The organism is Bradyrhizobium sp. (assembly GCF_049512235.1).
Taxonomy (GTDB): Bacteria; Pseudomonadota; Alphaproteobacteria; order Rhizobiales; family Xanthobacteraceae; genus Bradyrhizobium.
This window is the reverse complement of sequence record NZ_JBEKXH010000161.1, coordinates 1-12,978: the sequence shown is the minus strand read 5'-3', so window position 1 is coordinate 12,978 and position 12,978 is coordinate 1. Positions and strand designations below refer to the sequence as shown.

The 12,978-nt window shown below is 62.4% G+C and carries 13 protein-coding genes; 9 read left to right on the top strand and 4 right to left on the bottom strand.

The window, feature by feature from the left end; all coding sequences use genetic code 11:
• The 6 genes from ABSG20_RS16510 to ABSG20_RS16485 all read left to right on the top strand — a co-directional run.
• The coding region (locus tag ABSG20_RS16510; RefSeq protein WP_423865578.1) for a thiamine pyrophosphate-dependent enzyme at positions 1-320 on the top strand (320 nt) is incomplete at its 5' end.
• A gap of 470 nt (positions 321-790) precedes the next feature.
• Positions 791-1,303, top strand: a complete 513-nt coding sequence (locus tag ABSG20_RS16505; RefSeq protein WP_423865580.1) for a hypothetical protein — start codon at positions 791-793, stop codon at positions 1,301-1,303.
• Positions 1,304-1,612: 309 nt separating this feature from the next.
• Positions 1,613-2,878, top strand: coding sequence for an IS701 family transposase (locus ABSG20_RS16500; protein ID WP_423865577.1), 1,266 nt, complete (start codon positions 1,613-1,615; stop codon positions 2,876-2,878).
• Between the two features lie 411 nt (positions 2,879-3,289).
• The gene (locus tag ABSG20_RS16495) at positions 3,290-4,972 is read left to right on the top strand and encodes a multicopper oxidase family protein (RefSeq protein ID WP_423865576.1); all 1,683 of its coding nucleotides are present in this window, start codon (positions 3,290-3,292) and stop codon (positions 4,970-4,972) included.
• Positions 4,959-7,091, top strand: coding sequence for an alkaline phosphatase family protein (locus tag ABSG20_RS16490; RefSeq protein WP_423865575.1), 2,133 nt, complete (start codon positions 4,959-4,961; stop codon positions 7,089-7,091). Before ABSG20_RS16495 ends, ABSG20_RS16490 begins: the two co-directional genes overlap by 14 nt.
• Before the next feature lie 268 nt (positions 7,092-7,359).
• Positions 7,360-7,488: a hypothetical protein gene (locus ABSG20_RS16485; RefSeq protein ID WP_423865574.1), complete on the top strand. Its 129-nt coding sequence runs from the start codon at positions 7,360-7,362 to the stop codon at positions 7,486-7,488.
• A gap of 7 nt (positions 7,489-7,495) precedes the next feature.
• Here the strand turns inward: ABSG20_RS16485 and ABSG20_RS16480 are convergent, their stop codons facing one another.
• Genes ABSG20_RS16480 through ABSG20_RS16470 form a run of 3 tightly spaced genes read right to left on the bottom strand, consistent with a single transcriptional unit; the run spans position 7,496 to position 10,383 of the window.
• The gene (locus ABSG20_RS16480) at positions 7,496-8,311 is read right to left on the bottom strand and encodes an ABC transporter ATP-binding protein (protein ID WP_423865573.1); all 816 of its coding nucleotides are present in this window, start codon (positions 8,309-8,311) and stop codon (positions 7,496-7,498) included.
• Positions 8,308-9,312: a FecCD family ABC transporter permease gene (locus ABSG20_RS16475; RefSeq protein ID WP_423865579.1), complete on the bottom strand. Its 1,005-nt coding sequence runs from the start codon at positions 9,310-9,312 to the stop codon at positions 8,308-8,310. Before ABSG20_RS16475 ends, ABSG20_RS16480 begins: the two co-directional genes overlap by 4 nt.
• 21 nt (positions 9,313-9,333) lie before the next feature.
• Positions 9,334-10,383, bottom strand: a complete 1,050-nt coding sequence (locus ABSG20_RS16470; protein WP_423865572.1) for an iron ABC transporter substrate-binding protein — start codon at positions 10,381-10,383, stop codon at positions 9,334-9,336.
• 390 nt (positions 10,384-10,773) lie between these two features.
• Between ABSG20_RS16470 and ABSG20_RS16465 the strand changes: the two genes are divergently transcribed.
• Both ABSG20_RS16465 and ABSG20_RS16460 read left to right on the top strand, forming a co-directional pair.
• Positions 10,774-11,031, top strand: a complete 258-nt coding sequence (locus tag ABSG20_RS16465) for a type II toxin-antitoxin system Phd/YefM family antitoxin (protein ID WP_423865571.1) — start codon at positions 10,774-10,776, stop codon at positions 11,029-11,031.
• Between the two features lie 5 nt (positions 11,032-11,036).
• Positions 11,037-11,450, top strand: a complete 414-nt coding sequence (locus ABSG20_RS16460; protein WP_423865570.1) for a type II toxin-antitoxin system VapC family toxin — start codon at positions 11,037-11,039, stop codon at positions 11,448-11,450.
• 14 nt (positions 11,451-11,464) lie between these two features.
• On the opposite strand, the gene ABSG20_RS16455 is transcribed toward ABSG20_RS16460, so the two are convergent.
• Entirely contained in the window at positions 11,465-12,355 is an 891-nt protein-coding gene (locus tag ABSG20_RS16455) for a helix-turn-helix domain-containing protein (RefSeq protein WP_423865569.1), read from the bottom strand.
• Between the two features lie 351 nt (positions 12,356-12,706).
• Between ABSG20_RS16455 and ABSG20_RS16450 the strand changes: the two genes are divergently transcribed.
• On the top strand, positions 12,707-12,978 hold a 272-nt coding region (locus ABSG20_RS16450; RefSeq protein ID WP_423865568.1), incomplete at its 3' end, for an NAD(P)-binding protein.

Sequence of the window (12,978 nt, the reverse complement as noted above, 5' to 3'; positions counted from 1 at the left end):
TGGTCGGCGACGGCAGCGCGATGTACACGCTGCAGTCGCTGTGGACCCAGGCGCGCGAAGGCCTCAACGTCACCACGATCGTGTTCGCCAACCGCATCTACCAGATCCTGCGCGGCGAATTCGATAGCGTCGGCGCCGGCGAGCCAGGACAGCGCGCCCTCGACATGCTGAAAATCGACCGCCCGGCGCTGGACTTTGTCGCACTCGCCAGGGGCATGGGTGTCGCGGGACGCGCGGTCACGACCGCGGACGAGTTTGTCGCGGCACTGGCGGAAGCCATTCCCGAACAGGGGCCGCGGCTGATCGAAGTGCGGATGTGAGGAGCAGGCGGCGCGTGGTCGTAGGGTGGGCAAGAGCCAACGGGCCGCGCCAACGCGCGGGCCGATGGTGTGCCCGCCATCTTTTCGTGTCGCAAGTGGCGGGGCACGGCGCGAACGGCGCCTTTGCCGCCCCTACGCACTGGACGAGCACTAGACGAGCGATTCTATGAAACCTGTCATTTCAGGCCGGGCATTGGCCTCTCACTCCCTCTCCCGCTCTTCGCGGGGGAGGGTGGGGTGGGGGCGCGGCATCGGCGGTGTTGGTTACGTGTGGCCGCGATACCCGATCGATAAATTTTCGCCCGGAGCTTCCCCCACCCCAACCCTCCCCCGCGAAGGGCGGGAGAGGGAGCGCAGCATCGCAAGCGTCGATATGATCAGAACTTCGGAAACGCCGTATTAGATTGGTTCGTCGCGTTCGCTCATCGCAATGACGAGGCGTTTTTGGCGGGGGCAGCATGCAGGCTGCGATGCAGACCGAGTTGGCCAAGCTCGTCACCGCGCTTTCGGAACTCTACGCGCGCGAGGCCTTCCTGTTTGCAAGGGATCTCGGCGAGCGCGCCTTGACGCACCGGCTGGCGGTGCATCTGGAAAAGCAATATCCGGGATGGGACGTCGATTGCGACTACGACCGGCTGGGTGAACGGACGCTGCGGCTTCCGCACGGCAGCATCGTCTCTACCGACGACCACCTGGGAAAATCTGTCTATCCCGATATCGTCGTGCACCGGCGCGAAATTCCCGACAATCTGCTCGCGATCGAGGTCAGGAAGGCGGCCAACCATCAGCCGCCCGAACACGACCGCCACAAGCTCGGCGCCTTGACCGATCCCCATCTGTGGTTCGCCTACGGGATCGGGGTTTACCTGGTGCTGGGAAGAAAGAGCGTGGTCTCGGATGTCTATGTCGGCGGCGTCATCGACGGGCCATTGTCCGGCTGGTTTTCCGAGCGGCTGAAGCAGGCGGGGCTGGGGGTCGGCTAAGCGCGGTGAGCGGTGGCCTGCGCGGTGGTCTTACAGCGATTGCCGCCTCCGGCATGTCGCCAGCCGCGTGACGGCGCCAGCCGTTCCGCATCATGATGCCTCAGCTGCGCGTGCGGAAATCTGCTTTTTTCTCAACAATTTAAAGTAGCCATAGGCTTGTCATTCCCGTGTAAGAAATCTGCCATGATGCATGTGATATGAGGACCATAACGGGGATGTGACCTAGTACTACTGAGTCAGAAAGCCGCAGTTTCGAGTGTTTGCGAATCAATTATGCAGACGAATCCCACGGAAGCATAGGGGATTTGGATGGATCTGCCCGGAGCGAAAGATATTGCATCGCGCTTTACCCGCTATGTCGAGGAGCTTGTGAGCGTGATCGGCCATGCGGATCGGGCGGGTCCGTTTCGCGACTATTGCACAGGGCTGGTGATGCCTGGCGAGCGCAAGAGCGTGGAGCCGATGGCGGCGATCACGGCCCCCGGGCGAACCGCGGCCCAGCATCAGTCGTTGCTGCATTTTGTCGGCCAAGGAGCTTGGTTGGACGATGATGTGCTGACCAAGGTGCGCCAGATGGTGTTGCCGCAGATGACGCGCAATGGACCGATCGAGGCCTGGATCATCGACGACACCGGCATTCCCAAAAAGGGGCAGCACTCGGTTGGGGTTTCGCATCAGTACTGCGGGCAGCTTGGCAAGCAGGCGAACTGCCAGGTGGCGGTGACACTGTCGCTCGCCAATCGCCATGCGAGCCTGCCAGTGGCGTATCAGCTGTATCTACCGAAGGCCTGGGCCGAGGATGACGATCGCCGCGCCAAGGTGGGGGTGCCCGAGGAGATCACGTTCAAGACCAAGCCGCAAATTGCGCTCGAACAGATTCGCTGGGCGTGTGAGGCCGGCCTTGCTGGCAACATGGCGCTGGTGGACGCCGGCTACGGCCACGATTCCAAGCTGCGCGCGGGCATCACGGAGCTTGGAAAGCGCTATGTGGCCGGCATTCAGCCGCAGACGCTGGTGTGGAAGCCGGGCAAGCGGCCAAGCCGGGCATCGAAGAAAGGGCACCGTGCCGCGCCCGATACGATCTCGGTCAAGGACCTCGCCCTCGGACTGCGGAGGAAAGCTTGGCACATCATCCAATGGCGGGAGGGCAGCAATGAATGGCTGTCCTCGCGGTTTGCGCGTGTGCGTGTTCACGTTGCTTCAGAACGGCCCGGCAAACCGACCAAAGAATGGCTGCTGATCGAGTGGCCCGAGGGCGAGAAAGAGCCAACCAAGTACTTCCTCTCGACCTTGCCGAGCAGCATCACATTCCGCGATCTGGTCGACGCCGCCAAGCTGCGCTGGCGCATCGAGCGCGATTATCAGGAGCTCAAGCAGGAGGTCGGGCTCGGGCACTATGAAGGACGCGGGTGGCGTGGCTTCCATCACCACGCCACGATGTGCATCGCAGCCTACGGATTCCTGGTCTCCGAAAGGGAGACGATTCCCCCCTCAGGACCTCGTCCCACCGCGCGGCTCCCGCAACTTGCCGTACCCGACAGTTACCGACCCCGAGGATCCTCCCTTGCGGCCTGAGCGCCACGTCCCAAACTCGATCGCCACCGTACGTCGATGCATCATCGACGCCCTCGTCAGGCGCTTGCCTCGATGCCCGTGCTGTCACGCCTCAACCGCACGACGAACACGAATGAACTTGTGACGCAGTAGTACTAGCAACAAATTTTTCTTGGCGGCCGGGCTGCGCGGGATTGGAGTCGATTGATGTCTGATGCTGGCGCGTACACGGACAGCTGGCTGCGCCGCATTGGCCAAAGTCGCTTGGCACAAAGTCGCCTGATACCACGACTGTCGGCTGGCGCGTTGTTCGTTGTCGCTTCGTTTGGCATGATTTGGCTTGGAGCAAGCACTCTGCTCGGAGCAAATGGCCTGGTTCAGTTGCCGCTGCCGCAGCGGGATTCCTGCAATCGTCCCGAGCCAGGGAGCGCGGTGCCGGAACCGCAGGATCTTCGTAGCCAAGACGGCGTCCTGCAGGTCGATCTGACCTTCCGCAATCAAAAGCAGCCGGACGGCTCTATTCGCTACTGTTACCTCACGCCCGATGGCACGCCATCGCCGACGTTGCGGCTCAAGCCGGGCGATCTCTTGATCCTGCGTGTCAAGAACGATCTGACCGACCTTGGTTCGGCGCGGACGGGCGCGGCTAACGCGGCTGATCCATCGACACCGACCGCATGGCCGCTGTGCGTGTCGAGGGTTAGCTCTGATCCGTGCACGAGTGGCGCCATGACGGCGACCTCGGCCAACCTGCACTTTCACGGCCTGACGGTGCCGCCGCTGTGCCATCAGGACGACGTGCTGAAGACCTCGATTCAGCCCGGCGATCCGCCGTTCGAATACCGCTTTCGCGTTCCCGCCGACGAGCCTCCCGGCCTCTATTGGTACCACCCCCACATTCATGGATTCAGCAAGGTGCAGGTGCTCGGCGGGGCTTCCGGCGCGCTGATCATCGAAGGTCTCGAACGGGCTAATCCGGCGGTGGCGGGACTGCCGGAGCGCGTGCTGGTGATCCGCGATCAGGATCTGGTGCACCCCGATGCGCCGCCATCGAGGTCCGAGCCCGTGGTCCCCAAAATGTTGATCGATCGCGATGGCGATGCGGCCAACAACGGCACCGGCTTTGGCAAGCCCGCGAAGGACCTGTCGGTCAACTTCGTGCCCGTGCCCTACCCGGATTATCCGCCGGCGTCCCTGACGATGCGGCCGGGCGAGCGTCAGCTGTGGCGCGTCCTCAACGCCTCGGCGATCACTTATTTGAACCTGGCGGTGTTGTTCCGGCGCGCCCCGCAACGGCTCGGGCTTGTTGCCGTCGACGGGGTACCGATCAATTTCAACGGCAGCCCGGCTCCCCCGATCGAGTGGGTCGATCACATTGGCGTACCGCCGGGCGCAAGGGTGGAATTCGTTGTCGATGGTCCTCCCCTGGGGGTGCCGGCGCTGCTGGTGACGCGGACGGTCGATACCGGACCGGGCGGCGAAAACGATCCGAACAGAGCGCTCGTGTCCATTGTCGCCGCGGCCGATGCAGCCGAACCGCGCGCGAAGCTACCCTCCAACCCCAAACCACTGCCAGCGGCTGCTCTGCCCTGGGTCGGGAACGTCGCTCCGGTGCGCGTCAGAAGACTTTACTTCTCCGAGCATCTGCAGAATCCGGACGATCCCACCAGCACCGACGCCTTTTACATCACGGTGGATGGCCAAAAGCCGGCGCCGTTCGATCCCCGCGCCAGCGCTCCCGAAATTGTGGTCAAGCAGGGCGACGTCGAGGATTGGATCATCGAGAACCGCTCGATGGAATTGCACGATTTCCACATTCACCAACTGCATTTCCAGTTGCTCGATTGGTCCGGCCTGCCGGTCAACGAGCCGTTCCTGCGCGATACGGTCAACGTCCCCTATTACAACCGCCGGATGCTGCAATATCCGAGCGTGCGGCTGCGCATGGATTTTCGCGACCCGAACCTGGTCGGCACCTTCGTCTATCACTGCCATGTCCTCGAACACGAGGACGGCGGCATGATGGGAAGAATCCGGGTCGAGCCGAGAGCGACCGCAAGTTCTACCACGTCGTCAAACCAACCCAACAGAGGAGAGCTGCATGACGTACAATAAGCGCACGTCTCGTTTTATGCATAGTTGCCGCATAGGACTGGGTGCCCTGGCTCTGGGGCAATACGCGCTCGCGCCTGCCCTTGCCGATGGCTTCCCAAACGGGGCCGACTTTCGCCCGCAAACGCCGATCAAGCACGTCATCGTCATCATTGGCGAGAACCGCAGCTTCGACCACGTGTTTGCCACCTATGTGCCCAAGCGGCCCGGGGTGAGCGTCGACAACCTGCTCTCCAAAGGCATCATCGCGCTGGACAGCAGCAAGAACGCGGTGCCCGGACCCAATGCCCACAAGGCGCACCAGCTGGCGGCGCAGGATCTCGGTTCGAAGGATTCTTTCCTGCTCAGCCCGCCGAAGCAGCTTCTGCCCAACGACCAGCTTCCGGCGCCGCAGGTCGGCGGACCGAAGGTCTCTTTCATTCCCAATGAATGCGGCAGTTCGACGCCGATCACCTCGTGCGCGGCGAGCTTGGCGCTGGCGGAGCAGTCGGAATCCGGTCTGGAGCCGAGTTACTATCAGTTTCTGCTCAGCGGCGGCACCGGCCAGGAGTCGCACACGCCCGACCTGCGCATCAGCAACGTCAATAGTCTGCCGGCCCATCCATTTCAGCTGACCAATGGCAGCACGTTCACTTATGACGCCTATGCGGCCAGCCCGGTGCACCGTTTCTACCAGATGTGGCAGCAGCTGAATTGCAACGCCTCGGCCGCGAGGCGTGACAATCCGTCGGGTTGCAACCATGACCTCTTCGCCTGGGTCGAAGTGACCGTGGGAGCTGGAACCAACGGCGCCGCCCAGCCCGCGAATTTCAGTATCGAGTATTCGCCGACCGCGACCACGACGGGGGAAGGCTCGACGGCGCTGGGCTTCTACAACGTGCAAAAAGGCGACGTGCCCTATTTCACCAGCCTCGTGGACAAGTACGCGCTGAGCGACAATTTCCATCAATCGGTCGATGGCGGCACCGGCGCCAACCACATCATGTTCGGTCACGCCGATGCGATCTGGTTCAGCGACGCTCACGGCAATCCGCAGGTGCCGCCCAACAATGTGGAAGTCTACACCGGGACTCCCGATGCCGGCGTGGTCGCGGAGGTGGAGAATCCGAACCCGGCGCCGGGCACCAACAACTGGTATACCGAGGATGGATACGGCAACAGCAACAACGCCGGCTTTCCGCCGCCCTATACCGCCGAACGGGTTTCGGGAGGCGGCTCCTACAGCAATTGCGCCGACCCGAGCCAGCCCGGCGTCAAGCCGATCCTGGATTACCTGGCGTCGCTGCCGCGCCCGATCGACCCGCGCTGCGAACCCGGCCACTACTACCTGCTGAACAATTATAACCCGGGCTGGTTCGGCAACGGCATCATCGCCTACATCGATCACAATCCGGCCAATACGCCGTTCTCCTTTCAGCCGTCATCGACACCGAGCATCGGCGACAGCCTCAACGCCAGGAACATCTCCTGGAAGTACTATGGCGACCAGTGGAACAACTACGTCCCCGATCCCTACCAGATCAATTACGGCACGCCCGGACCGACCGCCGACGAATACTGCAACATCTGCAACCCGTTCCAGTACGACACGTCCATCATGTCGCATCCGGATCAGGTCGCCGCGCACATTCAGGATTCGGTCAACCTTTACGCGGATATTGCCAATCACGCGCTGCCCGCGGTCTCGATCGTGAAACCGAGCGGGTACGTCGACGGTCACCCGGCCTCTTCCAAGCTCGATCTGTTCGAAGGCTTCGTCAAGAAGATCGTCGATCAGGTGCAGGCTTCGCGTTACGCCAATGACACCGCCATCTTCATCACGTTCGACGAAGGCGGCGGCTACTATGATTCGGGTTACGTGCAGCCGCTCGACTTCTTCGGCGACGGCACCCGCATCCCGCTCATCGTGGTGTCGCCGTTCGCAAAGCCCGGATATATCTCGCATGACTACGCGGACCACGTCTCGATCATCAAGTTCATCGAGCGTAACTGGGGTCTGCCCCCGATCACCCACCGCAGCCGCGACAACTTCCCGAACCCGGTCGCCGAACCCAGCAATCCCTATGTCCCTCTGAACAGTCCGGCCCTCAGCGACCTGTTCGACTTTTTCCAGTTCTATTGACGGTTGCGAACGCCCGGCTCCCTGACACGCCGCCGCCAACCACGGCCACAGCAATAAGAAGAGGAGCCTGCTGGTGATCCCGGCAGGCTCTTTTTTGGCCGGTCGACTGATGTGTCGGTTCAATTGCGGGTTGTTTACAAGCAAAAGGCGATTGATCGCTTTGTGCGCCGCATCAATGGAACCGGCGGCCGACACCGCGGTTGTCAGGTTTGAACCTTCGCCCGCTGGCCGAGACTTAACCACGAGCGGCAACCTCTGGGAGGCTGTTATGACCAACTGGAACGATACCCTGGTGGACAGGCCTGAAACGGATGAAAGGGCCTATGTCGCAGGCTGGACGATATCCGGGCTGGCCGTGCTGGGGACGATTGTGGCGGTTTGGCTGCTTGGGATCTAGCCTGTCGTCAGGTTGGAACGTCAAACGGTCTGCGAGGCCCTGAAATAGCTCCGGCCGGTTTGGACGGTCCGACGACCAGTCGACCCGACGGCGTCCGCTCCACGGTCAGAGCAACTCCGTAGAGCCGCGACAATTCATCCGCCGTCATCACGGCGTCGACCGGTCCCGTCACGAAGCGGTCCTTGCCCAGGATCACGACCTTGTCGGCCACGACGAACGCCTGCTCGGGCTCGTGGGTTGACAGGACCACGGCAAGTCCCTCATCGGCCAGCCGGCGAATTGTATCCAGGACCCGGATGCGATTGCCGAGGTCCAGGCTGGCGGTCGGCTCGTCCATCACCACGATGCGGGCCTGCTGCGCAAGGGCCCTCGCGATCAATGCGAGCTGCCGCTGGCCGCCGGATATCCTGGTCGAATCGCGTTCCGCGAGCATGGCGATGCCGAGCGCTTCGAGCGCCGCCATCGCGGCTTCGGTGTCGGCCGGCCCGGGCGCGCCGAAGGCGCCGAGATGAGCGGTTCGTCCCATCACGACCAGGTCGAGCACGGTATAGGCGAATTCGGTGACCTGCGCCTGCGGCACGTAGGCAATCTGGCGCGCGAGGGCTTGCCGATCGAGGCTTAAGAGTTCCTCGCCGCCGATCTTGATGGTGCCGGACAGGGCCGGAAGCAGCCCGAGCAAGGTCTTGAACAGCGTCGTCTTGCCGACGCCATTGGGTCCCAGCAGACAGGTGACCGTACCGGAATCGAGTGCGAGATCGATGCCGCCGGCGATCCGTATCGGTCCGTATCCAATCGACAGATCATGCGCTTCCAGCAGCGTCATGGAAGTTGCCTTCGCCGGTTCCGCGCCAGCAGCCAGACAAAAACCGGCCCGCCAATCACCGCCGTCAGGACGCCGAGCGGAATCTCGATACGTGCGGCCGAGCGCGCCAGGGTGTCGATGCTGATGATGAAGGCCGCGCCGAGCAGGATCGCCGCCGGCAGCAGCCGATCGAACCGCGGACCGACGAGAAGCCTTGCCATGTGCGGTACCATCAGCCCAACCCAGCCGATCACCCCGGATATCGCGACGGCGCCTGCGGTGATCAGGGTGGCCGCGGCGATGACGATCAGGCGCAGCTTTCCCGCGTCGACGCCGAGGGCGCGTGCCTCGTCGTCGCCCAGCGAGAGCACGCCGATCCGCCAGCGCAGCAGGATCAGCGGGATGAGACCGAGCAGTACGATCGGCAAGGTAGCCGACACGTCGCCCGCTTTGACGCCGGCAAGGCTGCCCAGCAGCCAGAACGTAATCGCCGGAAGCTGGTCGTAGGGATCCGCCAGCACCTTGACCAGCGAGATCGCAGCCCCCGCGAGCGCGCCGATAACGATCCCGGCCAGCACCAGGACCAGCACGTCGCCGCTGCCGCGCAACGCGCGCGCCAGCGCGGTGACGATCATCACCGTCATCAGGCCGCCCGCGAAACCGAAGCCCTCGATCGCCAAAACGGGGAGGCCCAGCAGGATTCCGATCACGGCTCCGAGCCCGGCGCCGGTCGAAACACCGAGGATATCGGGGGAAACCAGCGGGTTGCGGAACAGGCTTTGATAGGCCGCTCCGGCGGCGGCAAGCGATGACCCGACGAGGCCCGCGGCCAGCACGCGGGGAAGCCGGATATTGTAGAGCACCGTCTCGATGGCGTCGCGATGGCCATTGCCGAAGGGCCAATTCAGCACCGCATTGAGAACCGCGATCGGTGGAATGCGATACGGCCCGATGCCGGATGCGATCACCGATACCATCAGTACGAGGATTGCCAGCAAAAAGAGAATGCTTGCCGTGCGCAATTCCACCTTCAAAGCCTGTCTTCAGCCTCCGCTGTCGAGCAGGCGGTCAAGCTCGGTGTCATCCAGATCGACTTGATAGAACAGCCGATAGAAGGAATGCACCTGCTCGCGAAGCTGGCCCGTCGCCTGGTCGGGATAGAGCGTATGCAACAGCCAGGTCAGGCCGATCAAGCGATTGACCGATGGCGGCGAGTCGATGAAGCCGAAGGGAAGACCCGGAGCGAGAAAGACGTGACTCGTCGTCACGGCCTGAATTGGCTTCCATTCGGGCTTTTCGGCGACGCCGCGGCGGAAGCTGCGATCGAGGGTGATGATGGTGGCTGGCGCCCAAGCGATCAGCTGCTCCGGCGATACCGTCACGATGCCGCCCTTTTCGCGCAGGCCTTCGACCACGTTGATGGCGCCGGCGCGTTCGATGATCTCGGTGTTGATCGAGCCGCGCGAGCCGGTCTCGAGGCCTTCCGGTCCGCGGGCGAGGTAGACACGCGGACGGTTTGCGGCGCGAACTGCGGCGAGCACCGCATCCACTTGCGCGAAAATCTGCTCGGCCGCACGGGCCAGGGCCTCGCCGCGATCCTTGACGCCGAGAATGTCGGCCAGCAGCCGCAACGCGGCGGGCGTGTTCTCGAACCGGCCGTCGATCAACAGATAGGGAATGCCGGTCTGCGACTGGACCCGCTCCGCGAGCGAACGGTAGGTGTCGTTGATGGTGCCGAAATCGACGACGAGATCAGGCTTTTCAGCGATCAGCCGTTCGAGGCTCAGCGTGTCGCCGCGGCCGGTCAGGCGGCCCAGTTCGGGCAGTCCGCGCACGGCCGGCAGCAGATATGGCTTCTCCGTGTCGCGGGGTGCCCGTACCCAGCCGATCATGTCCTGCGGCGCCAGCACGTAAAGGAGCGTCGACGCCGGGGGGCCCGCGGCGAATACCCGAGATATCTTGTCGGGGATTTCGACGGCGCGACCGGCCGAGTCGGTCACGCTGCGGGCGTGGACCGGCGCCGCGATCAGCACCAGAAGCAAGCTCAAGCCGCAGGCCATTCTTGGGCACATCCATTTCGACACAACCAGCATTTTCCGGTGCCCCACCTTGCTGCCTCGCAAATGCGAGATATACGCTATACGACAAGATCGTCGAGCGTGATTTTCAGCAAGTCGGCGATCTGGCGCAGCGTTCCGCTAAAGTGGTGGTCTTTGATAGTGGGAGTTGTTGGGGCGGCCGTCGTCGTCGCAAACCTCCTCCTTCACCCCTGAGCGCAACGAGATCGCCAATGGGCTGGGCCGACGGGTCGCGCCTCTACCCAGGGGACGGCCCCCCAGGCCGAAGCCGAACACGAAGAAGATCCCAATTTATGCGTCGAGAAGCGCTTTAACAGGCATTCTCTACGACCATGCCCTTGTACCGCCTATGAATCCGGACTAGTTATCTGACTAGACGATATTCTCCGCCTGATGGAGGTGCCCATGAAGAGCTGGCCAGTTCAGGATGCGAAGGCCCGATTCAGTGAGATGCTCGAAACCTGCCTGAAGGAAGGGCCACAGGTCGTTACCAAGCGCGGCGCGGATGCAGCCGTTCTGGTGCCTGTGAAGGATTGGCAAAGGCTCAAGCGCGCGGCCAAGCCCACCCTGAAGGCGTTGCTGCTAACCAACGACGCACGAGGAGAACTGAGCGTTCCCGAGCGAGGCGGAAGGCTTAGGCGTCAGCCGCGCGGTCTGGTCTGACACTGATGTACCTCCTCGATACCAATGTTGTGTCGGAGCTGCGCCGAGCGCGCCCACATGGCGCGGTTCTCGCTTGGCTCAAAACCGTGAGTGACGAGAATTTGCATCTCTCCGCGGTGACGATCGGCGAGCTTCAGGCGGGCATTGAGATCACGCGTGAGCAGGATCGAGACAAAGCGGTCGAGATCGAGGCTTGGCTTGAGCAGGTTGCTGAGAGCTACAACATACTGAGCATGGACGCGCGGACGTTCCGTTCCTGGGCGCGCCTCATGCATCGCAGGTCGGACCATCTGATTGAAGATGCAATGATCGCTGCCACCGCGGCAGTTCACAACTTGACCGTCGTCACTCGCAATATGCGAGACTTCAGGACCCTCGGTGTTCGCACCTTGAACCCTTTTCATACGAGACCTGGTTAGAGGGCAATACGGCTTCAGGTTCCCGAGCTACCCTTGCGATATTCGGCCGGCGTGCAATTGAGGTACCGGCGAAAGAGCCTGTTCAGATGACTCTGATCGGCAAAGCCGCTGAGGAGCGCGATCTCCTTGAGCGCCAGATTGTCCCGTCGCAGATGCCGGCACGCCTGTTCGATTTTCTGTTTCTGAACAAAGGCGTGAGGGCGTATCCCGTAGTGAGCTTGGAATTTGCGGGCGAATTGAATCGGCGTGCAGTTGCAGATGGCTGCTAGTTCGTCGAGCGTGATGTTTCGGGAAATATTCTGCTGGATATAATCCTCGACCAGCCGGGCATGAGCCGGCCTGAAATGTCCCTGCGCGGAAGGCATCTTGAACTTCACCGCGGCGTATTTCCGCATGATGTGGACGCTGGCCTGGAGCGACAGCGCGTCGTAGCAGAGTCTTCCGCCGGGACCGCCGGCGGCGACTTCGTTAGCCATTTGTTCGTTGATCCAGCTCAGGACGGGGTCATCGATTCCGAGCAGGTCATGAAGTTCAATGGCGCCGACGTCACGATCGAAAGCCTCGCTCGCGGTCTTCATCATGAACGCCGGTGAAATGTAGAAGTGGCTGACCTCGATGTCGTTTGCCCATCGCCAATGCGAAGGCTCGGCGCGAGTCAGCAGCGTGGTAATGCCGCGGCTGACGCGCTCCTGCTTCCATGCGCCGGTCACGCGGCGGTTCATCGCGGTGGTTCCTTGCCGGTAGACGACGACCAGGAAGTCTTCCGTCGGGGGGACCCAAATGTCGGACGGCGCGTAGCGAAATACCCGCATGCGGAAATCAGGCCGGCCGACCGCCGAACTGTCCAGCTTCAGTTCACCTGGCGCGTATCGCGGAAGTTCCTCGACCGCAATTAACTTGCCCATGGCGCAGCCTCCGCATGGTTAGCGGCCGTTCGCCGGCTCTCCGTTCCGATGATGTGGCATCGTCAGTGCAGAATACGTTGCCTTTTTGCATTTGGCCAAATGTATCAGCTCGCCCGCGGCGTTGCTGCGCCGCACACGCATTTCGTCCAAAGAAAGGTCGGCTTCGTCCAAGCCCGCCATGCCTCGGGGCAACTAGTTTACGGGCACGTTCCGCCGGCGATGCGTGAGCGGCTCGAGACCCTTCAGGGCCCAGAGACCTCCCCAGCAATCCGTTGGATCGCCAACGAGACGCAACTCCGCCCATTAGGTCGAGTGGCACGGTGCATAGCCAGAAAACAACAGGAGAGGCAAATGGATCAGGCTGAAATCAAGTCCGGGGAATCGAACGGAACAAAAAAGACGACCCTCGACGCGGTCGTTATCGGGGCTGGCATCGCCGGTCTGTACCAGTTGCACCGCATGCGGCAACTGGGACTGAAGGTCCGCGCCTTCGAGGCGGGTTCCGGCGTCGGCGGAACCTGGTACTGGAATCGTTACCCCGGTGCGCGCTTCGATTCTCAGGTCGAGGTGTACCAGTATTGGTTTTCCGAGGATTTGTACAAAGCGTGGAAGCCGAGCGAGCG

What these genes read in the sequence shown, in the direction of transcription:
- ABSG20_RS16505 (WP_423865580.1), top strand. Translation starts at nt 791, where the DNA reads ATGCAGACCGAGTTGGCCAAGCTCGTCACCGCGCTTTCGGAACTCTAC.
- ABSG20_RS16490 (WP_423865575.1), top strand. Translation starts at nt 4,959, where the DNA reads ATGACGTACAATAAGCGCACGTCTCGTTTTATGCATAGTTGCCGCATA.
- ABSG20_RS16455 (WP_423865569.1), bottom strand. Translation starts at nt 12,355, where the DNA reads ATGGGCAAGTTAATTGCGGTCGAGGAACTTCCGCGATACGCGCCAGGT.
- ABSG20_RS16480 (WP_423865573.1), bottom strand. Translation starts at nt 8,311, where the DNA reads ATGACGCTGCTGGAAGCGCATGATCTGTCGATTGGATACGGACCGATA.
- ABSG20_RS16500 (WP_423865577.1), top strand. Translation starts at nt 1,613, where the DNA reads ATGGATCTGCCCGGAGCGAAAGATATTGCATCGCGCTTTACCCGCTAT.
- ABSG20_RS16465 (WP_423865571.1), top strand. Translation starts at nt 10,774, where the DNA reads ATGAAGAGCTGGCCAGTTCAGGATGCGAAGGCCCGATTCAGTGAGATG.
- ABSG20_RS16470 (WP_423865572.1), bottom strand. Translation starts at nt 10,383, where the DNA reads ATGCTGGTTGTGTCGAAATGGATGTGCCCAAGAATGGCCTGCGGCTTG.
- ABSG20_RS16460 (WP_423865570.1), top strand. Translation starts at nt 11,037, where the DNA reads ATGTACCTCCTCGATACCAATGTTGTGTCGGAGCTGCGCCGAGCGCGC.
- ABSG20_RS16485 (WP_423865574.1), top strand. Translation starts at nt 7,360, where the DNA reads ATGACCAACTGGAACGATACCCTGGTGGACAGGCCTGAAACGGATGAA.